25 protein-coding genes are annotated in these 24,100 nt (G+C 43.6%); 2 read left to right on the top strand and 23 right to left on the bottom strand.

From position 1 onward, the window contains the following. Positions 1-8 precede the first annotated feature (8 nt). The 4 genes from H9Q76_RS07990 to H9Q76_RS08005 all read right to left on the bottom strand — a co-directional run bounded on the left by H9Q76_RS07990 (position 9) and on the right by H9Q76_RS08005 (position 3,266). Positions 9-944 carry a M14 family metallopeptidase gene (locus H9Q76_RS07990; RefSeq protein ID WP_021985091.1) on the bottom strand — a complete coding sequence of 312 codons (936 nt, stop codon included), beginning with the start codon at positions 942-944 and terminating at the stop codon, positions 9-11. Continuing rightward, positions 937-1,878 (bottom strand): M14 family metallopeptidase, encoded by a 942-nt coding sequence (locus tag H9Q76_RS07995; RefSeq protein WP_249320908.1) that lies wholly within the window; start codon positions 1,876-1,878, stop codon positions 937-939. The genes H9Q76_RS07990 and H9Q76_RS07995 overlap by 8 nt, the downstream gene beginning before the upstream one ends. 95 nt (positions 1,879-1,973) lie before the next feature. Beyond that, entirely contained in the window at positions 1,974-2,336 is a 363-nt protein-coding gene (locus H9Q76_RS08000; protein ID WP_021985093.1) for a response regulator, read from the bottom strand. Positions 2,337-2,375: 39 nt separating this feature from the next. Further along, complete coding sequence (locus tag H9Q76_RS08005) at positions 2,376-3,266, bottom strand: chemotaxis protein CheX (RefSeq protein WP_117781025.1); 891 nt, start codon at positions 3,264-3,266, stop codon at positions 2,376-2,378. Positions 3,267-3,463: 197 nt separating this feature from the next. On the opposite strand from H9Q76_RS08005, the gene H9Q76_RS08010 reads away from it, so the two are divergent. Continuing rightward, entirely contained in the window at positions 3,464-5,893 is a 2,430-nt protein-coding gene (locus tag H9Q76_RS08010; RefSeq protein ID WP_021985095.1) for a bifunctional diguanylate cyclase/phosphodiesterase, read from the top strand. 34 nt (positions 5,894-5,927) lie between these two features. On the opposite strand, the gene H9Q76_RS08015 is transcribed toward H9Q76_RS08010, so the two are convergent. The 17 genes from H9Q76_RS08015 to H9Q76_RS08095 all read right to left on the bottom strand — a co-directional run bounded on the left by H9Q76_RS08015 (position 5,928) and on the right by H9Q76_RS08095 (position 22,574). After that, positions 5,928-8,492 carry a SpaA isopeptide-forming pilin-related protein gene (locus H9Q76_RS08015; RefSeq protein WP_118670639.1) on the bottom strand — a complete coding sequence of 855 codons (2,565 nt, stop codon included), beginning with the start codon at positions 8,490-8,492 and terminating at the stop codon, positions 5,928-5,930. 176 nt (positions 8,493-8,668) lie between these two features. Then, complete coding sequence (locus tag H9Q76_RS08020) at positions 8,669-8,818, bottom strand: hypothetical protein (protein WP_249320909.1); 150 nt, start codon at positions 8,816-8,818, stop codon at positions 8,669-8,671. A gap of 29 nt (positions 8,819-8,847) precedes the next feature. Further along, the gene (pyrE, locus tag H9Q76_RS08025) at positions 8,848-9,522 is read right to left on the bottom strand and encodes an orotate phosphoribosyltransferase (RefSeq protein WP_249320910.1); all 675 of its coding nucleotides are present in this window, start codon (positions 9,520-9,522) and stop codon (positions 8,848-8,850) included. A 189-nt stretch (positions 9,523-9,711) separates the two neighbouring features. After that, complete coding sequence (locus H9Q76_RS08030) at positions 9,712-11,835, bottom strand: SulP family inorganic anion transporter (RefSeq protein ID WP_249320911.1); 2,124 nt, start codon at positions 11,833-11,835, stop codon at positions 9,712-9,714. A gap of 20 nt (positions 11,836-11,855) precedes the next feature. Further along, the gene (locus H9Q76_RS08035) at positions 11,856-12,332 is read right to left on the bottom strand and encodes a DUF1648 domain-containing protein (RefSeq protein ID WP_118373396.1); all 477 of its coding nucleotides are present in this window, start codon (positions 12,330-12,332) and stop codon (positions 11,856-11,858) included. 104 nt (positions 12,333-12,436) lie between these two features. Beyond that, on the bottom strand, positions 12,437-12,634 hold the full coding sequence (locus H9Q76_RS08040) for a hypothetical protein (RefSeq protein ID WP_021985103.1): 198 nt from the start codon (positions 12,632-12,634) through the stop codon (positions 12,437-12,439). After that, a complete protein-coding gene (locus H9Q76_RS08045) occupies positions 12,635-13,672 on the bottom strand; it encodes an SPFH domain-containing protein (protein ID WP_249320912.1) in 1,038 nt (345 codons plus the stop codon). It abuts the gene before it with no gap. A 163-nt stretch (positions 13,673-13,835) separates the two neighbouring features. Further along, entirely contained in the window at positions 13,836-14,063 is a 228-nt protein-coding gene (locus tag H9Q76_RS08050) for a hypothetical protein (protein WP_021985105.1), read from the bottom strand. A 30-nt stretch (positions 14,064-14,093) separates the two neighbouring features. Then, positions 14,094-14,864 carry a tRNA pseudouridine(38-40) synthase TruA gene (truA, locus tag H9Q76_RS08055; RefSeq protein WP_408646522.1) on the bottom strand — a complete coding sequence of 257 codons (771 nt, stop codon included), beginning with the start codon at positions 14,862-14,864 and terminating at the stop codon, positions 14,094-14,096. A gap of 50 nt (positions 14,865-14,914) precedes the next feature. After that, the gene (locus H9Q76_RS08060) at positions 14,915-15,055 is read right to left on the bottom strand and encodes a hypothetical protein (protein WP_182439195.1); all 141 of its coding nucleotides are present in this window, start codon (positions 15,053-15,055) and stop codon (positions 14,915-14,917) included. Positions 15,056-15,057: 2 nt separating this feature from the next. Next, positions 15,058-16,020 carry a carbohydrate kinase family protein gene (locus H9Q76_RS08065; RefSeq protein WP_117781019.1) on the bottom strand — a complete coding sequence of 321 codons (963 nt, stop codon included), beginning with the start codon at positions 16,018-16,020 and terminating at the stop codon, positions 15,058-15,060. Positions 16,021-16,041: 21 nt separating this feature from the next. Beyond that, positions 16,042-17,496, bottom strand: coding sequence for a glycoside hydrolase family 32 protein (locus tag H9Q76_RS08070; RefSeq protein ID WP_249320914.1), 1,455 nt, complete (start codon positions 17,494-17,496; stop codon positions 16,042-16,044). An 11-nt stretch (positions 17,497-17,507) separates the two neighbouring features. Beyond that, the gene (locus tag H9Q76_RS08075) at positions 17,508-17,657 is read right to left on the bottom strand and encodes a hypothetical protein (protein ID WP_021985110.1); all 150 of its coding nucleotides are present in this window, start codon (positions 17,655-17,657) and stop codon (positions 17,508-17,510) included. Positions 17,658-17,669: 12 nt separating this feature from the next. Further along, entirely contained in the window at positions 17,670-19,973 is a 2,304-nt protein-coding gene (locus H9Q76_RS08080) for a DEAD/DEAH box helicase (protein ID WP_249320915.1), read from the bottom strand. Positions 19,974-19,979: 6 nt separating this feature from the next. Continuing rightward, on the bottom strand, positions 19,980-20,945 hold the full coding sequence (locus H9Q76_RS08085; protein ID WP_249320916.1) for a DNA/RNA non-specific endonuclease: 966 nt from the start codon (positions 20,943-20,945) through the stop codon (positions 19,980-19,982). 129 nt (positions 20,946-21,074) lie between these two features. Further along, entirely contained in the window at positions 21,075-21,251 is a 177-nt protein-coding gene (locus H9Q76_RS08090) for a DUF1963 domain-containing protein (RefSeq protein ID WP_181985491.1), read from the bottom strand. A gap of 48 nt (positions 21,252-21,299) precedes the next feature. Next, positions 21,300-22,574, bottom strand: a complete 1,275-nt coding sequence (locus H9Q76_RS08095) for an ATP-binding protein (protein ID WP_117781014.1) — start codon at positions 22,572-22,574, stop codon at positions 21,300-21,302. Positions 22,575-22,724: 150 nt separating this feature from the next. Here H9Q76_RS08095 and H9Q76_RS08100 point away from each other — a divergent pair, with 150 nt between their 5' ends. Continuing rightward, entirely contained in the window at positions 22,725-22,997 is a 273-nt protein-coding gene (locus H9Q76_RS08100; RefSeq protein ID WP_147341780.1) for a hypothetical protein, read from the top strand. Between the two features lie 111 nt (positions 22,998-23,108). Here H9Q76_RS08100 and H9Q76_RS08105 read toward each other — a convergent pair whose 3' ends face one another. Both H9Q76_RS08105 and H9Q76_RS08110 read right to left on the bottom strand, forming a co-directional pair. Further along, positions 23,109-23,522, bottom strand: coding sequence for a hypothetical protein (locus H9Q76_RS08105; protein ID WP_117781012.1), 414 nt, complete (start codon positions 23,520-23,522; stop codon positions 23,109-23,111). Between the two features lie 126 nt (positions 23,523-23,648). Beyond that, positions 23,649-24,047, bottom strand: a complete 399-nt coding sequence (locus H9Q76_RS08110; RefSeq protein WP_249320917.1) for a hypothetical protein — start codon at positions 24,045-24,047, stop codon at positions 23,649-23,651. Positions 24,048-24,100: the final 53 nt, after the last annotated feature.

The raw sequence follows: 24,100 nt of genomic DNA on the forward strand, positions 1-24,100 counted from the left end.
TCTGCATCTTACTGGTGCATACGTCTTACAATTTTGTATATTACCACATTTTGGAACACGAGTGGAGAATTTTGTACAAAAAATACAATTCCATCCGTCGGTGCCAAAACTTCAGCCTTAATATTACCATCCATCGGGTTAATGATCTCCGCAAGCACCTGCCCGCGTTTTACCTCCTGATTTACCCCGACGATGCAGCGGAAAAATCCCGCCTCATCGGCACGTACCGACACGAGATCTTTCTCTTTTAATGTCGTTGAGATATATCCTCCATGGCTCTCATAGCGGATGATTCCCATTCGCGTCAGGAACCGGAGCACTGCACTGACTGCCATCTTCGCACTCTCGCCATCCAACGTATCGGTGGTCGCAGAATAAACCGAAAAGGCCTGTGTTCCCATCTTCTGCCAGTTATAATTGAGTGTCGCTGTATCAAACGAACGGGTATCGCCCGTTAATACATATGGCATTCCGAACAGATTTGCCAGACTGGTACTCTCCGTACCGGTCTCCATCATCCGCACATGTGGGATCGAGATTCCCTGCAGATAAAAGCTTGCAAACTGGATACCGTATGTATAATCCTTCACGCGGTCCATCAGCGTCGCCGCAATCCGGCTTGTCGCAGTACCCTCGATATTTCCCGGAAATGAACGGTTGATATCCGAATCATCCGAGATCCATTTTTTCTTTTCTGCGTTCATTGAACTGTAATTGAGTGTCGGGATCAGCAGGATTTCCTTTCCGGCTACCACATCCCCCTGTGCTTCAATCTCTGCCAGTCTCTGTGCCAGAAGTGAGCACATATATAACTGCTGGTATTCATTTCCACGCATAGATCCAACAATACACGCTGCCTTATCTCCGCGTCCATATGAATATCCATGAATGTTAAACTCTCCACGAAACGCTGTGTTCATGGAAAAGATAATTTCTTTATTCATAGGCGTTTCCTCCCACGATTCTTGCAAGCAGGGAACCTTCCTCAATGACCGGATAATCACGTAATGAACAGATCATGCCATCTCCTGTGGCATACACGACCTCTTCCACGGCTCCAGTGATCACGTTGACAACCGTTCCAAGCTCGTCCCCCTTTTTTACCTGTGCAAATAACTGTACTCCCGGAATAAAGATACCACTGCTCTCTGCATTGATATACCGGATATCCTTATCGTTTGTGATCGGAACCTTCTTTGGAGTCACCGTGTTTCCCTTCCAGATTTCCATCTCCTTCATCAGTGCAAACAAACCGTCCACGATTGCATTGCAATACTGCTGATTGATCCGATAGGCTACGCCGGACTCGATCACAACCGAGCGCACGCCAACTTCATTTAAGGAATACGCAAGACTGCCATTTAATACAGAATTACTTGGATGAATCCAGATCATGTCAACATTCAGACATTTAGCGATCGGCATCAGTTCATCCACCCGGTCATCATTCATACGCACCTGCGGTACCTCATGTACATACAGGTTACTTGCATGCAGATCAATACACACATCCGCACCCTTGATATCATCGAAAATGCAGGACGCCGTATATTCCCCCAATGCGCCTAGCTTTGATCCTGGAAATATGGAATTCATGTCAATACCGGAACCCGGAATCTCTCTTGTTTTCGAATCCAGTCCCATCGGATTTAATGCCGGATACACATCCACAATTCCGATCAGATTTTCATACTCCAGCTTGATCCGGCGAATTACCTCATAGCAGATATACTGTCCCTGCAGCTCATCCCCGTACAATCCGGATACGATACAGATTCTCTTTTCTTCTCCCGTAGGAAAATCCGGTGCCAGATGATTTTTCTTCACCTTCAGTTCTTCTTCCACCATCAGATCTACGGATACAACTGTCTCTATCATTTATAACGACTCCATTAACTTGATTCAAACAATACAAATGGTCATATATACGTATCGGGTATATACGACCATTTCATGCTTGTTTTTATTTATATTTAACCTTCGAGTACGGTCTTTAACACGTTCTTAATCGTCTCTACATCAAATGGCTTTGCAATAAACTCTGCGGCACCACTCTGTACTGCCTCTAACATATTGTGTTGCTGACCGGCTGCAGATACCATAACAACCTTTGCGTCTGGGAAATCAGCCTTGATTTTCTTCAGGCTATCGACACCAGACATCACTGGCATTGTAATATCCATGGTTACAAGATCTGGTTTGTACTGTGCGTACATATCATACCCTTCCTGTCCATTTTTCGCCTCACCAACAACTACATATCCGTTTGCTTCCAAAAGTCCTCTTAAGATTTTACGGGATGTTCTGGAATCATCTACAATCAATATATTTGCCATGATCAATCATTCTCCTTATTTATCTTATTCTTTCCTGTATTAGCTGATATTCCACTTTGTCTCCATACAGATCACAATATCTGCACGCTCGCCATGCACATAACATGGAAGCAGGAACATCATACCCTCTGAACTGATGGTTGTGATATCGGTATACATCTCTGGAGGAAGCATATCAATATGCACACCTTCAAGAGATTCCTTCGAAGCAAACAATCCGTTACATACATTGATAAACTCGCAAACTGCATCGAGACTGTCCTCATCGATCACTTCGAACTCTTCCTTCGCAAACTCGGTTGCAATTGGCTTTGTTCCAACATTACAGATACCAATAAACAAATTGTAATCGCCGGTAAAGCACTGGCTGGCAATGTATTTACTTGTATATGTATGGATTCGTTCAATCCGCTCAAAACGAATCTTGTTATCAACAAAACGAACCATATTTCTGGCGAGCAATGCAAGATAATCCTTCACGGCTGCCGGAACCTGGTTATCCTTTAAAAAGATCTGAATGATCTTGTCAATATCCGAACTCTTCAACGCATCGATTTCAAGTGCTGTATATCGCTCTGACTTTTTATAATGATTCAGATACTTCTGAATATCCTCCAAAGTAAGCAGCTTGCGCTCTACAAGTGCCTGTACGAATAAAAGATAGGAATCACCCTGTTTTTTCAGAAGCTTCCCAACCTGCTCGTCTGTCAGATAACCCTTCTCCACAGCAATATCTCCGAATCTGGCATCCTTCATCGCCTGCAGCTGATTGACTTCATCCGCCTGTTCCTTCGTCATAAGTCCTTCGCTGACTGCAAGCAATCCCATCTTCACACGTGCTGTACGACTCGCCTCTACGATTTCCATATATTGCTCATGTGTCAACACACCAACATCTTCGAGATATTTTCCAAAATAAACTCCAAACATAACGCCCCTCCTTCATGTAACTCTTCTCTTCAGTCAAGAAGTCATAATTTATTGATTATTATACACAATCTCCAGCCAAAAAGCAACTGTCGGGCAAATGCAAAAAATGAGCTTTCATGATTGAATATTCTATTCTTTTCCTATATAATATATTTATTACATTTATGATACATACTTTACTTTGAGGTGAACGGGTTATGTCTATACAAAAGTCTTTGCGATTGTCGCTTGTTTTAATGGCGTGTCTGCCACTTATATTTCTGACAATCTTTACATACAATTTATCTTATAAAAAATACATGGATCTTGCAACACAGTCCACAGTGGAACTTGCGAAGAACTACGGCATGGGCTTCCAGTCCCAGCTTAACTCACAGATCGCCGAAGTAGAGGGACTTGCAAATGGTACAAACATCCAGAATCTTGTACTGGAGAATTACAATGGTGTTACGCTTGGAAATGATTCTCCTTACTATACGAATGTCACAGATCTGTTTGCAACTGCTTCTGATTATGCCGGCAACAACGTGAATTACTATCTCTATGATGTAAACGGATACTACATTACTAGTTCTGACAACACCAATACGGATGACTGGCAGGAACATATGGCAATTCCGGTCGAGGATATCACAGAAACAAAAATCTTACAGTGTTCACCACTCGATGAAATCGAGAGCATTGATGTTGTATCCCCGATCATTATTAAAAGCCAGATCGTTGGTCTGATCCGTGCCAATATCACCTCCCGGTATTTCGGCTCCTTTATCCCGGAAGATGGCTCTGCATTCATCATGACAAATGATGGCGGCTACCTCTTTACTTCGACCGGGCTAACCGGACAACGGGAACTGGAAACACAGGCGTTTAATTGTCTGAACGGCGCGGACAACGCGAAGGACTATGGACATCTGAAAGCTTCCTCCTTCAAAAATATCTATGGATTTTGCAAGCTTTCCGACTCCAACTGGCTGTATCTGATCAAACAGCAGGGAACTCAATACCAGCAGATATTGGCAACCCTCCCGATTACCATGAGTATCACACTCATCATCATTTTAATGATTGCTATCTGGGTGAGCCGGATCTTATCCGCGAAATACACAGAACCAATCTTTACCCTGCGCGACAACATGACGGACGCCTCCTCTGGTAATCTGGATGTCAAATGTGATGTTGCCTCTGATGATGAATTCGGAGATCTCTCCCGCATGTTCAACAGCATGATGGATATCATCTCCAACAACTACAAGGAATTATCTGCTTCCAAAGCTGCATTAGAGGTCAGCGAACAGGAACTGAAAAAGAACTATGCCCATATCGAGCAGCTTGCCTATCACGATGGCTTAACCGGACTTTATAACCGTGTTGCTTTCATGAAATACGCTTACAAGATCTTCCATGACGCAAGCGTCGGTGCCAGCAAGCATGCCATTTTCTTTATCGACTTAGATAACTTTAAAAATATCAACGATACACTCGGACACGACTATGGTGACCTTCTGTTAAAGGATGTCTCCGACCGGATGCTTTCCTGTATCGCTTCCGATGATATTCTGGCACGTAACGGCGGTGACGAGTTCCTGATCTTAAAGAATCGCTTCGATACCGTGGATGATCTGGAAAACTTTGCAAGCCAGCTTGTCAATGTCGTACATCATCCATTCATCTTAAACGATGAAACCGCTGTGGTTTCCATGAGTGTCGGTATCGCAGTCTTCCCAAACAACGGTCTGACGGTAAGCGAGTTGATCAAGAACGCAGACATCGCGATGTACAATGCGAAAAACTCTGGCAAAAACAGCTACCGCTTCTTCGACAGCTACATGGAGGACGATGTCAACCGGAAAAATGATCTTGCAGATATTCTATCTCATGTTATTGATAAGAACGAAATTTACTTACAGTACCAGCCACAGGTCAATGTGGAAAGCGGTCAGGTTACCGGCTATGAAGCGCTGATGCGTATTGAGTCTGAGCTGGTTGGTTTTATCTCTCCTGCAGAATTTATTCCGATTGCAGAAGAAACCGGTATTATCAACATCCTTGGGGAATGGGCATTGATTGAAGCCTGCAACTTCAATCAGGTACTGATCAAGAGCGGATTCGGTCCACTCCGTGTATCTGTCAATGTATCAACCACCCAGTTAAAGGATGATCATCTGATCGATATCATTAAAAGCATTCCGGAAAAAACAGGTATGGATCTGAAACATCTCGAAATCGAGATCACAGAAAGTGTCCTGATGAATTCGTTTGAACACAACTTAAAGCTGATCAATCAGATGAAAGAGCTTGGTTGTTCCATCGCCTTAGACGATTTCGGAACTGGCTACTCTTCCTTCAACTACCTGACACAGATTCCAATCGATACGTTAAAGATTGACAAATCCTTTATCGATGGTATCTGCAGTAACGAAAAAGACCGCTGCATCGCAGACTCCATCATTGATCTGGCACACAAGATGGATATCTCTGTTGTGGCAGAAGGTGTGGAGGATAATGAACAGCTGCAGATTCTGCAGAACCAGTTCTGTGACACCCTGCAGGGCTATCTCTTCTCCAAGCCTTTAAATTCTACCGATTTTATTGAGCTTTTAAGCAAACATAAAACTTTACATGACTAAAAAGGCGTCCCCATCAAACAGATGGGGACATTTTTTATTTCTGTTTATGACTCCTCTTTCTTCCTATCAAACCCATTCCGATTCCAACTGCACTTGTACACAGAACAAGAATCGTCAGAAACAGATTTGCTTCATCTCCGGTCTTTACCGCCTGCTCCTTAGGCGGTATCACCTGTGTGCTTGTCCCGGCAACAGTCGTTTCCGATGTTTCCGATGTTTCGGTGGTTTCTGTCGTTTCTGTCGTTTCGGTCGTTGTGGTCGACGGCTCTTCGGGAAAACGGATTGTCTGTGCGAGATCCGAAAGATCTGTATGTGAAGCAACGATCTCGCCCGGATATGCCGTATCTTTTACCGTCTCATAGAACACCACTTCCTGTCCACACAGCGCATCCAGAAACCGAATCTCATACTTCACTTCGATATCCATATTTACCTTTTCCGCGACAAATGTCACAGGCTCATTCTTTGCCATATATGGTTTTTCCAAAACCGTACCATCCTTTTTCCATCGTGCTTCCCCTGAAATGGTATAGGTGTGTCCAATCTCCAGATTCTCAAATGAAACAATATCCTTACATGGCACAAGTGTCCCCTTTGCACGTATATCAACAATTGGATTTTCAAAGCCTGCCTTCGTTTTAATCTGCGGAAATAGCTCATTTGTAATCGTTCCTAACTCAACATGCGCGCCATCCTCCTGTATAGATACTTCGATTTTCTCAGCATTTCGATACTTATTTTTATTTGCCTCACAGCGAACCTCTTCGATGTAATACGTTCCATACGGCAATGCGCCCTTCGTATCATCCACGTCTGCCTGTCCAAACCAGATACCCGCACCTGCCTCTTCCTGATTCGTATGATACGAATGTGGAATATAGGAAGCTGCCGTCGAGTAATACCCATTTTCATCTGTCCAGACGATGTGGGATTCTCCCTTTGTATCCGAAATAGAAAACGCAATATTTGCAAGCGGGGTTCCATTTTCATCCACTTTTGTAAAACTGAGATCCCCACGGAAATGAAGAATATTCACTGCATCTTTTACAACAACCTCCATTGGAGTTGTCTGATCTTTTTTGATCTGTACCCAGACTGGCGTATCATCTAACAACATATAGTCGTTTGCTTTTTCTTCCTGAATCATATACCAGCCGATCCGAAGCTGCATTTCTGTATCACCCACACAGTCTGTATCGTGCGCACATTCCTGCACAAAACCCGTACCTTTTTTATCCATCCGAAACAGTCCCACACGCTTAGTGGTGTCCTTACTTCCGTTTGCGGAAACAGCATAGACCGCGTATTCAATCCCATCAAAGCTATACTCCGGGTGTTCTGAAAGAAAGGCTTCATAATTTTCCTCCACCTTCTTTGTCAGTCTGAGTTTTCCAAGATACTCCTCTTCCGGTCCAACCACACGCGTATCAAAATAATCTCCCTCTGATTTCAGCTCCAGAGGCTTCGCCACCGCATCTCTTGGCAAGCCAAGGGTTGTCCGTCTTCCTGCATAGATTTTCGTACTATAAATATTCGGATCTAACTTCCAGCCTCCATTTGTTGGCACATTCCATTCCCGGATATAATATGTACCCTCGGCAAACTGTACAATCGTACCCTGTTCATCCGGCTTTGTGCGTGCAGAACAAGAGACGTTATCCTCTGCCAGTGCACCATTTTCCCCCGGCTCAATATAACAATATCCCTTCACATTCCGGCTTCGTTTCGCATCCTCATAGCTAGCATACACTGCATAATTGGCTCCCGCCACATCATACAACTTCGGATTCGTCTTGTAGACGTCCTCATTATAGCTTTTACAAATCCGCAAGGTTCCAGTCTTCAGACGTTCTTTCGGACGATATACAATCATTCCGGAGCATTGTTTCCGCACGTCCACCGCGTTATCCAGATAATAGCATGCGCGAAGGGAATCCCAGCCAGAGCTGTACAAATGTCCGATCAAAGCGGTTCCTCCACCGGAAATTGCGCAATGGACATAGCCGTCCAGTTTTCCATTTACAAAACAGATGACATCGCCTGCATTTGTCAGCTGGTCGTAAATTGCATCATATTCCGCCTCCGTCTTATCCTTTGGAAAACAGTTTGCATCAGCATAGACGCGCTCCCAATTCTCACTTACTTCCAATGTATCCGAGATCTGCGAGACGAGCGTACTTCCCTGTACCGATGCCTTGTCTCCATAAAAACCAGATAACGCCTGTGCTACATAAATCGCACACATATTATCGCTGTTTTTTCCGCTTCCCTTCGGAATCGTCATCGCGTATGCGACAAATGCATTGGATGTATCCGGTGCCTGATAATACGCACTCGGAGATACACTCTGTACAGTCTCTTCCGATTCTGTGAATGCAGATTCCTCTGCGTCCGCCTGTATATCCTGCGGAAGCGCATTTGTCCATGTCGCATCGCCAATCGTCGCGACAGATTCCCACGCTTCTGTATTTTCCGATGCAAACGGAAGCACATAACACTGCATGATCAAAAACGCAAGTATCCCATATGCGAGCACCTGTCTCCATGCTTTCTTTGCCTTTAATTGCTGCTTGATTTTTTTACATAACGAAATAAACATATTAATTCCTCCATACCTTACCATATGCAGAAATCTGATGGATTCCATCTTCTATGTCTACCGTCAATGAAAAAAGATGTAATTTTGTTGTTAAAAAAAGAGTATGGTAACTGTACCATACTCTTAAAAGTCCTGTCAATCTAATTCCGTAAGTTCACTTATTTTTCACAATCTCACTAAAACGTGATGTCTTTCTTGCCTGTAATCAGGCGGGCACCATTCACGATCATCGTCACACCAGCACCAACGCCTACAATAATTGTCACGATTCCCATAACCAGATTGCTGATTCCGATTGTATTGAGCTTATGATATAACTTCTCCATGCTTTAGACCTCCCATACTTGCAATAAAACTATTTTACTCCATACTGCTCATAATATGCGTCAATCGCTGCCTTCAAGGTGTCATCAATCACGACCTTTCCCTTGTACGGCTTGTTGTACAGATGCTCTACCACCTCTGCCATCGTTACGATTGCAGTCGTCTTTAATCCATAGTTTTCTTCGATCTCCATCAGTGCACTCTTCTCGCCCTGACCACGCTCCATACGGTCAACCGATACAACGAGTCCAAGGAGATCAACATCGCCCTGCGCCTTCACGATCGGGAGTGTCTCCTGGATCGAAGTACCTGCGGTTGTTACATCCTCGATGATCACAACCTTGTCACCATCGTTGATCGGACTTCCAAGCAGGATTCCCTTATCCCCGTGGTCCTTGATCTCCTTACGGTTTGAGCAGTAACGGATGTCTGCATCATACTTGTTGGCAATCGCCATTGTTGTAGCTACGGAAAGCGGGATTCCCTTATATGCCGGTCCAAACAGCACATCAAAATCAAAGCCGAACTTGTCCTTGATTGCCTCCGCATAATACTCACCCAGACGTGCTAACTGGGAACCTGTTCTGTAAAAACCTGTATTCACAAAAAATGGTGTCTTTCTTCCGCTCTTTGTCACGAAATCGCCAAACTTCAATACGTTACAATCAATCATAAATTCAATAAACTGCTCTTTATACTGTTCCATGTTGTATAAATCCTCCTGTTTTTCGGGCTGTCGGCAGCAACAAACGACATTCTCGCATGTAGATTCATGTCTGCCATAGATTTCTCTATACGCCACATAATTGTATATATTCTAGCATAGTTACCTGTTTGTTTCAATCAGTTTTGCGCAATCATAAACGGGGAATTTTCACTTCTATCGCAGATGTACTCAGCGATTCCGTTCATTCTTCTCGCGCGACTGCAGTACAAGCTCATATACCTTTGGATGGCGTTCTTTCAGATGTACATCGAGTACATGTCTGCGCTCCTTGAAACGTTCTGCAAGTTCCGGATGATTCTTTGCAATCCGGTCATGCACCTGTTTTCTATGTTCCTCAATCTGCATCGCAAGGGTATGTTCATCCTTACCGGATATATTGACAATCTCCTTCAGATGTTCCTCCAGGTGTTCCAGCCACTCATCTTCGTCAAGCTCCTCCATATGCGCCCATCGTCCATGTAGCAGATCCTCGATATCCCCACTTTCTTTTAACTGTACAATCTGCTTTTCAATCTGACGCTCGATCTGTTTTTCCGCATCGGAGCCAAACGCCCACACGAATTCCTGCACCCGGTTATCCGCCCGCTTTCTTGATGCACTGCGCTCCTCATTATCCACGCCATCCTCCAGCGGATATGGACGGTTGATTCCCATATCCTTCAATGCGATATGGATGGTTCTGCGCACGCACCCCTCCTCAATCAGATATCCGAGTCCAAGCTTCCTTAACTGTTCGTTCACATCCGAAATATGTTCTGTCATATAGAACCGGATGCCCTTTTCTTTTAATAACTGATGCAGACGCTTCAGGCAGTCTGCCGCAGTAATATCCAGACTTCCGATTCCGCCCGCATCAAGGATTACAGCTTTCGTATCCGGTTTTATATGATCCTCAATATCATTTTTCAGCACCTGCACATTTGCAAAGAACAGATTGCTGCTGAACCGGTAAATAAGCACACCGGACAGTGCGTGGATCTGGCTGCTCTCCTTCAGATCCCGGAAATGCTTATGTCCCGGCTGAATCCCAAGAAAGCAGGTAGATGGCTTTGCTGTCCGGATGATCACCTCCGCAAAGGAAAGCAAAATACCGATCAAAACACCATTGATCGTGCCAAGCAGGAGTACACCGAAAAATGCGCCGGCAAAGATCATACATTCCGTCCGGCTGACCTTCCAGAGCCGTGCCATCAGATCAAACTCCGTCGCCCCAATCAATGCCGATATCACAATCGCGGTAAGCACCGGAACCGGCAAATAGGCAATAAATCCCGTTCCACACAGCAAAAGCACGATCATGGAAAGTCCTGCCACAAGTGAGGTAAGCTGTGTCCTGCCCTGATATTGTTCGCCCATTGCCGTACGGGATACGGAACCATTGATCGGACAGCACCCGGTAAATGCTGCAAGAAAATTTCCGATGGAGAATGCAAAGATTTCCTGATTATCGTCGATACGGTAGCCGTTTTTCTGTGCAAAATTATTCTCTGCGAGCAACGTCTCCGCCATAATTACAACTGCAACCGACAGGCTGACTGTCACAGCCTCTCGGATTGAGACAACTGAAAAATCCGGCATCTGCCACTTCGGAAGTCCCGTCTCCACCTTTGAGAGTGTCTGGATTCCAAGCTCCTGCACATTTCCAAACCGCGTATAGCAGGCACCCGCAACCATCAATACAACTGCCATCGGGAATTTCGGAACCAGTTTTTTCGCAACAAGCAGGATTACAAGTGATGCCACGCCTAAGAGGATGGATGGCACATTCACATGCTTTGCGGTCTGTCCGATATGCTTTGCCAGTTCAAAAAGCTCTCCGGTTCCTGCCGTACCACCAAGAATCTTCGGCACCTGCATAAGAATGATCGTCGAGCAGATACCTGTGATAAATCCGCCCATCACCGGAGCCGATATGTAATTGACGAGCTTTCCCGCCTTCATAAAAGAAAATGCAAGCAGCCACACCGCGGCAAAGAACGTAAGCACCGGAACAACCGCCATGGCTTCTTCACTCCCTGCCTCAACATGCAAGGTTAAAAGTGCGGAACCAATCAGTGCTGCCGGAGCCGCATCCACGCCGAATATGAATTGCGGTGACGTTGAAAGAAGCGCAAACGCCAGAATCGGAAACACCGACCCATACAGACCATACACCGCAGGGAGTCCCGCAATCAGGGCATATCCCATCGAAATCGGAATAGAAACAGCCATGATGATGAGTCCCGCCAAGATATCTTTCCCTATATTCTTTTTATCATAGTGCCGTAATGTATGCGCCAATGATAGCTTCATATGATTCATCTCCTGTTTTCCTACCGGTTATGCCGCACACACGCGACAATACACCATATAATAATTCCAAATAAAACTGCCAGGAATATAAACGTTGCTGCAAGCATGCCATCCATCTTCTGCATATAAGCGGTTATCGTGCTATAGAGCGTAAATACACCAAAACAAAATTCCATCCCCACCATCATCCAGACAACGTCTCTGTACACACGCACCGCATGTTCCGGTTTTACTTTTACTGGCATGCTCCACAGATCGGGTGGCATAAAATGTAAAACCAGACTGCTGATGCCACAGCTAATCAGCATAATAATTGGTAAAAACAGAAAGGAATACGGAGATCCATATCCATCTGCATTTCCAGCCGCATCAAAGTGTGTTGCCACTTCCTTCGGCAGCTTTGCAGACCATATAATTCCAATCACAATCGATGCCCACATCAAAACATAGGCGAGTATCTCAACAATCTTCTGCTTGAGTGTAATGTGGTTTTTCATCTCAACTCCTCCTTACCTTGGGGACGTTGTTTTTGTCATGAAGAGTGTCCCCCTGTCTTTTTGGGGACATTTTATTTGTCCCGGAGAGTGTCCCCTGTCTCATATTATTTGATATCCAGTTCCGGTGGAACGTCAATCTCCTCAGAGACATATTTTCCATCTTTCTTCCGTTGTCTCACGCACTCGGATAGGAGATATTCAATCTGTCCGTTGACGGATCGAAAGTCATCTTCTGCCCATGCGGCAATATCGGCATACAGTTTTTCCGATAAGCGGAGCGGAATCTGTTTTTTCGCTGCCATCTAGTATAAGCTTCCTGAGTTCACGATTGGCTGCGCATCATGGTTGCCGCACAAAACTACCAAGAGATTTGAAACCATAGCTGCCTTTCGCTCCTCGTCCAAGTCAACGACCTGTTTTTTATTTAATTCTTCTAATGCCATTTCTACCATTCCAACCGCTCCGTCTACGATCATCTTTCTGGCATCTATAATAGCAGATGCCTGCTGCCGCTGCAACATCACGGATGCAATTTCCGGCGCATATGCAAGATATGTAATTCTTGCTTCCACGATCTCAAGTCCTGCCTCATTGACCTTGCTCTGGATCTCATCACGGATTCTTCCGGCTACGACCTCTGCCGATCCTCGCAGGCTACCTTCATCGGCTACACCGTCACCGGTTGTGTCAACATTCGGTGCGACATCATATGGATAGACACGCACAATATTACGAAGTGCACTATCACACTGCAGGGATAAATATTCCTTATAGTTATCGACATTGAAAACCGCCTTTGCTGTATCCATTACACGCCAGATAACTGCAATTCCGATCTCAACCGGGTTACCGAGACAGTCGTTGATCTTCTGTCTGCCATTGCTCAGTGTCATCGCCTTTAATGAAATCTTCTTTCCTGATGTAGAACCATCGACCGATACAGATGTACCATCCGCAGAGATAGAAAATGCACTCTTCGCTGCTGTCTGCTGAATATCCCCACTCTGTGCAAGCTTCGTTGTTGCTGCCGGATTGATGGCTGTACAAAATGGATTCACGAAGTAAAAACCAGCTTCCCGGATTGTACCAACATACTTCCCGAACAACGTCAAAACCAATGCTTCCTGTGGCTTCAACACCCGAAGTCCAATCAGTGGAAACCATCCAAGTGATAACACAACGATGGAAACAACCATGAGTACCAGATAGCCTGTTTCTGCGGAATCCTCATATCTGACTGCTCCAAATACAATCCCTGCAATCGCAATCAGATAAACGAATAAAACAGTCACCAGTACTGCCATACCTTTTCGCTTCGTAGTATAAATTTTCTCTTCCATAACCAATTCCTCCCTTTGAATCGATGCATATCTTATTTTGATATCAAAATAATATCACTTTGATTTTTCCTTGTCAAGAAAAAACCGGCACATCTCTGCACCGGTCTTGGGGACGTTGTTTTTGTCCTGAAAAGTGTCCCCTGTCTCATATAGATCTTCTTTCTTACATCGGGCATCGGCTCCGCTGTGGCATATCCTCGCCCTTCACATAGCGGGCATTAAATTCCATATTAATCTCGCGCAGTTCCTTCTTCCCATCGATGTAATCCTGATACATCTCCGCTAAGCCGCTCATACAGCCATCACAGGTTGCCTCAATATTTCCAAGCGATTCTGCTACAATCTGCTCACGTTCTTCCCTTGTTGTATCCTTGATCAAATAGCCTGACATCTCGTATCCTTCCTTTCGTCTTGCTCAATACTATACTCCATATTCCACTTCCAGAAGTGTAAGTCCATGTGGCGGTGCTGTAGGACCTGCCTTCTGTCTGTCCCGTGACGCAAGCACCGTCTCCATATCTTCCGCGTGCATCCGTCCATAGCCAACCTCTAACAGCGTCCCGGTCAGTATCCGGACCATGTTCTGCAAAAAACCATTTCCATGAAATGTCATCCGCAGATATCCTCTCTCCTCTGCGATTGTAATATCATAGATTGTCCGTACCGTGGATTTCTTCATCTTATTATTCCCACAGAAGCTCTTGAAATCATGCGTGCCAATCAGGTATCCTGCTGCCTTTTGCATCGCTTCTATATCCGGCATCCGGTCAGGTGTCCCATTCGTAACCCATTCCGGCAACACCCATGTATACATCCGGTCAAATACCGGCTTTTCGTCCCCGATATAACAGGTATACTGATACACCTTTCCTTTGGCGTTTAACCTCGCATGAAACCGTTCCGTTGCCTCGCTTACATCCATGACACAGATATCATCCGGCAGATAATGATTCGCATAGGCTTTGATCTCTTCCGGCGTAAGCATGGTATCTAAGAAGCCGTTTGCAACCATGCCCATCGCATGCACACCTGCATCGGTTCTTCCTGCACCATGAATCTTCACGTCCTGTTCCGTCATCCTCGCGAAGACCGCTTCCAACTTTCCCTCGATCGTATCCACTTCTTTTTTACTTTCCCAGCCATGATAGCGCGTGCCATCGTAGCTGATCGTCAATCTATAATTCATTCTTATATTTTAATATTCCTTCCACTGCGTCTTTTCCCGTAACAAATGTAATCTCATCATCGGAGATTTTCAATATATTTTGCATCCACAATATATTTTCCGCTGACTAATTCAAATTCGCCATCAAACATGGTGATTGTCTGTACAAAATGCTTCACATCCTCAATGGAGCTTAGCATAATTCCGATTTCACGCATACTTATCCCTCCTGTAACATATCTCTGATTTCCTGATTCTGTGGCATCACCTTTAAAGCACCCTTACGTGTTGTGATGATCGAAGCGGCTGCATTTGCAAACCGGAGCATCTCATACATATCATTTTCAGACAATCCATTGATTCCCTTGTCAAGTACTGTATTTAAGATACATGCCATAAATGTATCGCCAGCACCGGTTGTTTCAATCGTATTTTTCTGCAAAAACGGTTCCGCATATACACTTTTTCCTTTGTAATATGCCTTGCTTCCATCTTTTCCCATCGTTGCACAAATCAGTGCCGGACAATATTGCTCCATGATTTTCCCAATTCCCTGATCGATATCTGCAGTACCTGTTAAGAAAGATATCTCATCATCCGAAATCTTCAGAATGTCACATTGACTGATTCCATACCACATTTTATCAGCTGCGTCTCCAAGTTTTTTCCATAATGGCGGTCTTAAATTCGGATCAAAGGAAATGACAGCTCCCTGCTCTTTTGCTTTTTTCACTGCATGTTTCGTTACCTGCTCCATCCGTAAATCCGTCATTGACAACGTTCCAAAATGAAAAATCTTTGTATCAGCAAAAATCTCCTGCTGGATTTCTTCCTCCCTAAGCATCATATCTGCTCCAGGATTACGGTAAAAAGAAAAGTCGCGGTCACCATCCACACCAGTATGTACAAACGCAAGCGTCGTATGCACAGTATCATCTGTCACCAGATTATCTATATTGATTCCCTGGTCTTTCACCGCCTGCGTCAACATTGTACCAAACATGTCTGCTCCTACTTTCCCAATAAATGCAGTCTTTTTTCCAAGATTCTGCAACATGGAAAGTACATTACACGGAGCACCGCCCGGATTTGCTTCAAGCAAAGGATTTCCCTGCGCACTCATTCCATTTTCTGTAAAATCTACCAACAATTCTCCAAGTGCTGTTACATCAAACTTTTTCATATCGGTTCCTCCTTGCATACTCTACGCCACAACGATATCATATTTTTCAAGATTTACAATGGCTTTTCCATCGCACGCAAAACTGATCTGATCCGCTTCGAGCGATGTATAAAATGTTGTACTGAATACCTGTTGTCCATCATTCAGAAAAACTTCCATTGAATACTTATCTAAGATTATACGAAGCTTCCATTTTTTACAAGGTGATTTTACTTTTACTCTCCGGATTGCATTCGCGTCACGCACCATACCGGAATATGTTCGGTCAATTTCTATCCTGTTTTTATGCTGCAATATAGAAAAGTCTGTGTGGAACTGTTCATTTTGTGCGACCGAGATTGTAAACTCCCTGAAATTGCCACCGGCAATCTCCACGGTCATATCAAGTACACGTCCTTTAATACCATCGAATCTGCATGTTCCCTGTACTTCCTGCTTCTCATACCTGACACCATTTCTATGATAGTTTTCGATTTCACGCACCGGGCTTTGCAGAATCTTTCCATCTTTTACCTTGAGTTCCCTCGGTAATATCATCATGCCGGACCATTTCTGACCTTCGGGACGGATATTCGAATCCCATGACTGCATCCATGCAATCATAATTCTTCTTCCATCGTCCGCAAGCATCGTCTGCGGTGCGTAAAAATCCAATCCGTCATCAAGCGAGTAAACTGCGTCATAATGGAACATATGCTGGTTTTTATCATAGCTTCCCATATAATAAACCGAATTGTTTCCATTATGAAATTCTTCATCCGCACTTAGATTCTGCGGAGATGTAATTAATACATATGCACCATCCAGGCAGAAGAAATCCGGACACTCCCACATCGTTCCAAGCATACCTGTATCGTCTTTTGCAAGAACAGACACATACTCCCAGCTAATTGCGTCCTCTGAATGGAACAAAACAACATGCGGTTTTCCATCATCCGTCTTATTTCCAACAACCATATAATAGCCATCTTCCTCTTTCCAGATCTTAGGATCCCGGAAATGTTCCCGGCTGAAATGTTCCGGCATCATATCTCCTGTTACAACCGGATTTTGCGCAAGCTTAGTATATGTTTCTCCGTTTCCAATCGCAAGGCATTGGTCCTGATATACGTTTTTTACTCCATTTTCTTCCTGCTCTGTCACACCGGTATATACAAGCAGATGTCCTTTTTCTGTCTCAATGGCAGATCCTGAGAAACACCCTGCATCATCGTAACTTTGGTCTGGTGCAAGTGTGATGGGAAGTTCCGTCCATTTTACAAAATCTGTTGTCTCCGAATGTCCCCAATGCATCGGTCCCCACGCCTCATTATATGGATGGAACTGATAGAACAAATGAATTTTTCCATGATAAGAAGAAAAACCATTTGGGTCATTCATCCACCCACACGGCGGTGTTACATGAAACGCTGGGAATTGTTCTTTTTTGACTCTATGAACATTTACAAACTCTTCCGCTTTCTTTAATTTATTCATTCAAAGTCCTCCTATAATTCAATCAATTCTTCTATCTCGCAATCGAAGAAATGCATCTTATTATCCTTATATACATCAATATTCTGAGGGTCAAATTTGATATCCTCCCCTCGGATTCCAAGTATAAGCTTTGATGCGTGTTTTTTCAATTTTTCTGCCATTTCATCTGCTTTCTACTTTCTTCCTGTTACCTTCCGCCGCATACTGCAGCGTGCTTCCTGATTCGCATAGGCAGCCTTCTGTGCCTCCTGCAGCAAAACATTCCCCTGTCCTGCCCGCGTATAAACACAATCATATGCACCGATATATGGGCGCATGCACTCTGTAAACTGCTCCGCCTGTTCCTTCTTCGCCGAAAAACAATCCGGCACTGCAAAGAAACAGTCATTGCCTCTTTGTCTTCCATGCTTGACTAAGATGTATTTCTGATTCTCAACCGGTGCAAAAAACTCATTCACACACCGGGAAAAAAGCGCGCCATCTCTCCCGCTTCCGCCCTGCAGATATACGACATGTTTATACGCCTCCGGCGTCTCCGTCACAACCGTACTGTCTGGCATATCCAAAAGCTTCTGCTTCTCCAGTGCTTTCCGGATTCCCCTGCCAAATGTCTTCAACCGTTCGTACGGACTTCCAAGCATAAACATCTTCGGGAAGCAGTAAGAAAGCATCCCCAGTCCCGCCAGCGTAAATATTCCGGCTAGCGTTCCAAACCACGCACTCCCGGTTTTCGCACCTGTCTGCGCCGCCATATACCACGCAGCACACAACAGGAATATCGAGAATATCATCTTTGCTACCGCATCATGAAACGCCGCCCTTGGCACTGCTTTATCCCGCACCTTCACCTCTGTCACGACCTCCATCTTCGGATAGATTGTGAGCGAACGGTTCCAGCGCTCCCGCAAGCGGCTCCGCTCCTTAGATAAGGCGAGCATCGTCGCATTCATATTCGCTACATTCGCCTTTGTAAATGGTTTCTGTATGATTGACAGACGTGCCAGACCATTTTCAATCACATCCTCCGTGTAGTGCAGACCTAAGAAATGTTCCATTCGTCTGGTGAGCATCCGGTAATCCTCGCTCGTCTCCGGTTTCGTCCCGAACGAACTCTCATACCACGGTTTTAAGCAAACCAGATGCCAGATATTGCTTGTCTTATCCGGTTCCCTGTTCCATGTGCGGATGGCTCTGCCACGCATCTGGTTACTGAGCATAAACGAGCCAACCGTACTTGCAAGGATTAGGGAATTGATGCATGGGGAATCCCAGCCTTCGCCAAGCAGTGATTTCGTACCGATCAACACCTGTATATATCCATCTGCAAACAACTGTGTCACCGCCGGTATCAGAAAATGTGAGTCTCCAACCGCAGATACCTTCACATACTCAGTCTCCGGCAGACTTCCAAGCTTCGAGAATGTCACCGTGCCTGAATCACCCACAGTTTTTAATAGTGCATCCTTCGCCTCGGCGGGTATCACAATGATACTTCCACATAACACACCAAGCCGCATGTCCGACCACATATCCTGCGCATCCCGCCGAAGATTCTCAAAGAGCGGCAACACCCCGAGCAGATTCACATCTGCTTCCCGGTTTCCGATTGATTTTTCATGTTCCTTCCGTATATAATCTGTAAGGATCAGCATATGCAGCCTTCCATGAAGTGATGCATATTCGTGCTGTGTAATCTGGCGGATGCTTTCGATCTTCCCAAGGGAATTCGTCAGATGCTTCTCTATCTCCGGATCTAACTCCTCACAGTCCGGATGTACCTGCATATACCGCATCACTTCCGCTTCTTCCTGTTTTGTCGGATAATTGAAATACACATAATCCTGATGCGGGCAGAGACTTCCCTCCTTCACCAGCTCCGGTGTCGTGATCTCCTCATCAATCTCGCCGCACATCGCGATATAGCGGTTCCACATGGCAGGTGTCGAATCATATGGCGGTGTCGCTGTAAGCGCAATCGTCGTTACATCGATCAGCTTCTCCTTCAAGCTTTCCAGAGATTTCCACCACTCGCTTCGCAGATGATGGCATTCGTCAAGACAAAGCGTATCTACCTTTGCATCCTGCAAGACCTGAAACAGAGAAAACCCCTGATAATCCTCTTCTCCATCCTGTATCTGCGTCATGGCACTGTGCAATGCCTGATATGTAGTCACTGTGATTGCACGCGGATTTTTCAGGCTTTGTGACAGATACGCTTCCGCGTCCACACCGTCACACAAAAATGCCTCTTTGATCCGTGCGATCCACTGCTCCCGGATCGTAATGGTCGGCACAAGCACGAGTGCCGTTCCCTGCAGCCTGCGTATCAGCTCAATACCAAGTGTAGTCTTTCCCGAACCCGGAGCTGCTACGATATGGATCTTTCCATCCCGCGCATAATTCTCTGCCCGATCCAGCACCCGCGCCTGATACACACGCCATGTTCCTTTAAATTGTAAAATGTTTTCGTAGTTCATAGTTTTCTATCTTCCCAAACAACGTGAGCACGGTGTATATCCCTGTGCTTTTATTTCATTGATTGTACTTTCTACTTCTCTTTTATTTTTGTCGGACATACAATCAACACTAGAGCAGGTTGGCAGGTGAAATTTTTTCGTATTCACGTTGAGTATGTATGTTCTTACTTCTTCCGTTTGTGCATCGTTATTCGTTTCTTCTCTTCCGGGCTCACTATCACTTGCAAATAAACTGGCTTGCTTGGAAGTGCTGTCTGCAATCCGGCTCTCACCGGTCGCATAATCTATTTCAATACCTGGTTGCACATTATAACAAAAAACATTGAAACAGATTCCTGCGCCTTTATCCTCCACAGACCACGCTTCTATCTCAACACCCTTCGCCACAAGATCCGCTCCCTCAAAAAGCGGAGTTACCCGATATAAAACGTGATTTTCCGTTTCCGCAACATAATCACCTACAGTATTTTCAAAGCCTTCCATCCCTTCTGTATTCAAATATCTTGTTCCAGTAATCAAATTTAATTCGTTCGCATTTTCTCCTGTCAGCTGATAGCCGATCAAATGGCAACGATTATATAGGTAATTTCCATCTATGATTCCGTTATATTTTACCGTATGCCAGCCGGATGGCTTTATCTGTCCGATCGGTCCCCGTTCTTCTGTTGGCATTAGTTCCTTGTATATATTGGCAAATGCCACCCCGCATCTGCCTAAATCATCCAGACTGCTGTAATTTTCAAACGGTTTGGTATTTTCTTTTTCTTCATCGGTAAAATAAGGCATATTATTATTTAAATATACATATGGTGCGCCGCTATATTCCCCAACCTGATTTAAGCTGATGGCCTCAGTTGTATCGTCTGTACTATTATTGGCACCGCAACCGCTTATCACCAACAAAAGAGCAATCAAAATCAATATGGCTGCCACCCATGCATATACTGCTTTTTTGCTTGCCTTTATATCCATTTTTAATCGTTCTAATTCCTTTTGCATTATATCCCAAATACACTTCCCCAGGTCCATTATCGTAGATCGCAATACCAAGCTCGTCTGCAATTTTATGCAGCAATCCATCACACCTTATATCACAGTCATTCATATATGCGCCTCGGTAATACTTTCATCTATTTTCTCATGGTACACAACCTGATAGGTATGATTTGGATAGCCACTTTCCTGCATGGACAGACCATAGTTTCTGTCATACGATATAAAAAATTGCAGCATTCCTGTCCCAATAGGGAACGCCTCTCGGCTACTATGACACTTCAAAAGCACCAACTCCATTAAGAGCCGATACTTTATTTCTAATATTTAATTTTAGAACAGTTCCACTTTACCTAATAAGAAATCAATCAGATTACAATGGAAAATTCCGTCATCATCATAATAATTGTGTGATATATCCATCCTGACAACTACTTTCTTAAAGAAATCTTTTGCAAGCATCAGGGATGCAAGCTCCGACGTTTCTTTCTCCTCGTTGTCCATACGTAAAGCAGATTGAATATATATTTTCTTATCCGCCTGATTTACAACAAAGTCAATTTCTCTCTGCAAGTTTTTGCCACCTGTTCTATCCGATATAACCCCTACATCAACATTATATCCACGTCTCAGCAAATCATTGTATATAATGTTTTCCATAATGTGGCCAGGATCATATTGTCTAAAGTTAAGACGTACATTTCTTAGTCCTATATCCGTATAGTAATACTTGTATGGATACTTGAAATATGTTTTACCCTTAACATCAAACCTCTTTGCCTCAGAAATAAGGAATGAATCTATAATATGTTTTACATAGTTTGACACCATTGATGCGGTTATTTTTTCATTCTTGATGCCAGTTATAGAGTTGGCAATGTTCGTAGGATTTGTAAGTGAGCCAATCTGAGATGCCAAAAAGTTTAAAATATCATTTAAAATATCTTCACGCTCTATTCTGTTTCTCTCTACAATATCTTTGACATAAAGTTCACTGTATAACGATGCCAAGTATTCCTTCTTTTCTGTTTCATCAGCAATGGTCAAAACCCTTGGCATACCACCATAAAGCATGTAGCTGTCTAAGGCTTTTCTTTCATCTCCGCCAATAAATGAATAATATTCCTCAAACGACATTGGGAACACGTGAATCTGAGTTGCTCTTCCACGAAATTCAGTAGCTATATCGTTCGACAGTCCTTTAGAGTTGCTTCCGGTAACATACACATCAAGGTTTTTGTATGCTTTCAATTCGTTCAGCATATCATAAATAGTAACATCAATATCACCGTTTTCATGATCCGTTACCTTTTTGGTAAGCTGAACTTCATCAACAAAAAGATAGAATTTTTCATTTTTGTTTTCAAGAACAATGGATTCCACGTATTCACAAAGTGTTATTGGATTTCTGTACTTATAATATCGTCTTTGATCAAGTTCAATTTTGATGATATTCTCATCATTTGTTCCTTTTTCTAAAAGATAGTTATAGAACAAATCAAAAAGAAGCACAGATTTGCCGCATCGGCGGATACCGGTAATAACCTTTATTTCTCCGTTCCACATATTATGAATCAATTTTTGCAGATATAAATCTCTATTTATCATAATTTCACCTCGTACTTGCGTCGTATTCGTCGCTACTTCTTTATGTAGTATGCCATGTATTTAAAAAAATATCAAGTGTACACTGACTTTTCACAAAGAAGCAGCGTCGCAAATGTCGAAATCGAAGATAGTATAGCCTCTGATGAACTTATGTATATGGATGAACTGGAACAGGCACGAGCCATCGAACAGGCTGCACTTGCAGAAATTGAATTGGAAATGACTACTTATCCTGAACCGGATGCTGATGTGCCGGAGGAAGAAGCTACCGAAGCCACCTCACGCACACTATTAAAACGGGAGCTTCGTGCACAGGCTCTTTTAAGACTGGAAGATGGTGCGAGAACTGAGGATGATACAGTATGGCTGTCACTTGACCAGATGGCTCTTGGAACCCTGGAAAAGATTACGGATTCGCAATAATTTGAAAGGTGGTTTGCCCCACAATCACAATTTAGGACAAACCACCTTATTTCTCTGTATCTTTCAATTTCCCACGATTTATCAACCTCAAATAAATGCGTGCTTATTTAATCATACCTTAAACGAATCTATCCACTTCTGAGCTTCTATTCCTGAATTATAATCTTCAAGTGCACTCAATTCTTCCCCATATCTATAATTTGAATCAAATGCACCGGAAGCAACATTATATACATACCTAAATTCTTGAGGCATAGGCATATCGTATTCTTTACATATATCTTCAAGTTCAGGTATAATTTCATCCTCTATCACATCAAATATCTCTAATATATCTTTATCCGATATACCCGCTTCAAGATTACCAAGTATTGAGCCTTTTACTCCGAAGGCACACGTTTCCATTGCTGACCATTCATCCGATTGAATGAAAACATATATTGTATCTACATTATCACCTATAACCTCTAAAAACATTGATATTATTTCTGATTGTTTTTCTGTAAATGCATCTTCAAAAATCATAATTTACCCCTTCATCAAATTTAGAATTTCAGCTTTCCCTTACCAAGCAAGACAAAGTCTGTTCCCTTTGTCATCATATTCTGTATTCCAATAATGCGGAGCATTCACTTTCGTATAAATGAAAGCCTACTCCCATATTATTTTTGTCCTGCCTATACTTTTTTCCGGTGCAAAATAGAATTTTACAAAATCGCCTTCCTTTACGTTGTGTTCTTCCTGTTCCGATTTTGTTATTGCTACATCCGCAATTGTAATTGTATTATATTCATTATTTTGCAGTACCTCATTAAACCATAATAGCCTTATGTCTATTTTATTTCCTTTATCCTTCATTTTCGCTACCATTGCTTTTTGTACCCATGCATTTTTCTCAACAAAATTCACTTCTGTTGACATTAAAATATTTCTCTGCTCCTCTGTTAATTTAGAAACCATTTCTTTGCGTTCTTTACTGTCTTTTCCTGCCACTATAAAAACCACGACAATAAAAATAACTACTACAACTACTCCAATTAAATATGGCATAAAACATTCCTCCTACTTAATTCCCTTACCAAGCAAGGCAAAGTCTATTCTCT

Origin of the sequence: Wujia chipingensis, assembly GCF_014337155.1 — a bacterium.
In the GTDB taxonomy this organism is placed as follows: Bacteria; Bacillota; Clostridia; order Lachnospirales; family Lachnospiraceae; genus Coprococcus_C; species Coprococcus_C hominis.

Bases quoted from the DNA above. Each gene is read 5' to 3' on its own strand.
- H9Q76_RS08050 (WP_021985105.1), bottom strand. From the start codon at position 14,063: ATGTCAGGCTATTTGATCAAGGATACAACAAGGGAAGAACGTGAGCAG.
- H9Q76_RS08075 (WP_021985110.1), bottom strand. From the start codon at position 17,657: ATGGCAGAAAAATTGAAAAAACACGCATCAAAGCTTATACTTGGAATC.
- H9Q76_RS08045 (WP_249320912.1), bottom strand. From the start codon at position 13,672: ATGGAAGAGAAAATTTATACTACGAAGCGAAAAGGTATGGCAGTACTG.
- H9Q76_RS08040 (WP_021985103.1), bottom strand. From the start codon at position 12,634: ATGGCAGCGAAAAAACAGATTCCGCTCCGCTTATCGGAAAAACTGTAT.
- H9Q76_RS08070 (WP_249320914.1), bottom strand. From the start codon at position 17,496: ATGAATAAATTAAAGAAAGCGGAAGAGTTTGTAAATGTTCATAGAGTC.
- H9Q76_RS08105 (WP_117781012.1), bottom strand. From the start codon at position 23,522: ATGATTTTTGAAGATGCATTTACAGAAAAACAATCAGAAATAATATCA.
- H9Q76_RS08030 (WP_249320911.1), bottom strand. From the start codon at position 11,835: ATGAAGCTATCATTGGCGCATACATTACGGCACTATGATAAAAAGAAT.
- H9Q76_RS08080 (WP_249320915.1), bottom strand. From the start codon at position 19,973: ATGAACTACGAAAACATTTTACAATTTAAAGGAACATGGCGTGTGTAT.
- H9Q76_RS08065 (WP_117781019.1), bottom strand. From the start codon at position 16,020: ATGAAAAAGTTTGATGTAACAGCACTTGGAGAATTGTTGGTAGATTTT.
- H9Q76_RS08100 (WP_147341780.1), top strand. From the start codon at position 22,725: ATGTATATGGATGAACTGGAACAGGCACGAGCCATCGAACAGGCTGCA.
- H9Q76_RS08035 (WP_118373396.1), bottom strand. From the start codon at position 12,332: ATGAAAAACCACATTACACTCAAGCAGAAGATTGTTGAGATACTCGCC.
- H9Q76_RS08060 (WP_182439195.1), bottom strand. From the start codon at position 15,055: ATGCGTGAAATCGGAATTATGCTAAGCTCCATTGAGGATGTGAAGCAT.
- H9Q76_RS08000 (WP_021985093.1), bottom strand. From the start codon at position 2,336: ATGGCAAATATATTGATTGTAGATGATTCCAGAACATCCCGTAAAATC.
- H9Q76_RS07990 (WP_021985091.1), bottom strand. From the start codon at position 944: ATGAATAAAGAAATTATCTTTTCCATGAACACAGCGTTTCGTGGAGAG.
- H9Q76_RS08020 (WP_249320909.1), bottom strand. From the start codon at position 8,818: ATGGAGAAGTTATATCATAAGCTCAATACAATCGGAATCAGCAATCTG.
- H9Q76_RS08015 (WP_118670639.1), bottom strand. From the start codon at position 8,492: ATGTTTATTTCGTTATGTAAAAAAATCAAGCAGCAATTAAAGGCAAAG.
- H9Q76_RS08095 (WP_117781014.1), bottom strand. From the start codon at position 22,574: ATGATAAATAGAGATTTATATCTGCAAAAATTGATTCATAATATGTGG.
- H9Q76_RS08005 (WP_117781025.1), bottom strand. From the start codon at position 3,266: ATGTTTGGAGTTTATTTTGGAAAATATCTCGAAGATGTTGGTGTGTTG.
- H9Q76_RS08085 (WP_249320916.1), bottom strand. From the start codon at position 20,945: ATGGATATAAAGGCAAGCAAAAAAGCAGTATATGCATGGGTGGCAGCC.
- pyrE (WP_249320910.1), bottom strand. From the start codon at position 9,522: ATGGAACAGTATAAAGAGCAGTTTATTGAATTTATGATTGATTGTAAC.
- H9Q76_RS07995 (WP_249320908.1), bottom strand. From the start codon at position 1,878: ATGATAGAGACAGTTGTATCCGTAGATCTGATGGTGGAAGAAGAACTG.
- H9Q76_RS08010 (WP_021985095.1), top strand. From the start codon at position 3,464: ATGTCTATACAAAAGTCTTTGCGATTGTCGCTTGTTTTAATGGCGTGT.
- H9Q76_RS08110 (WP_249320917.1), bottom strand. From the start codon at position 24,047: ATGCCATATTTAATTGGAGTAGTTGTAGTAGTTATTTTTATTGTCGTG.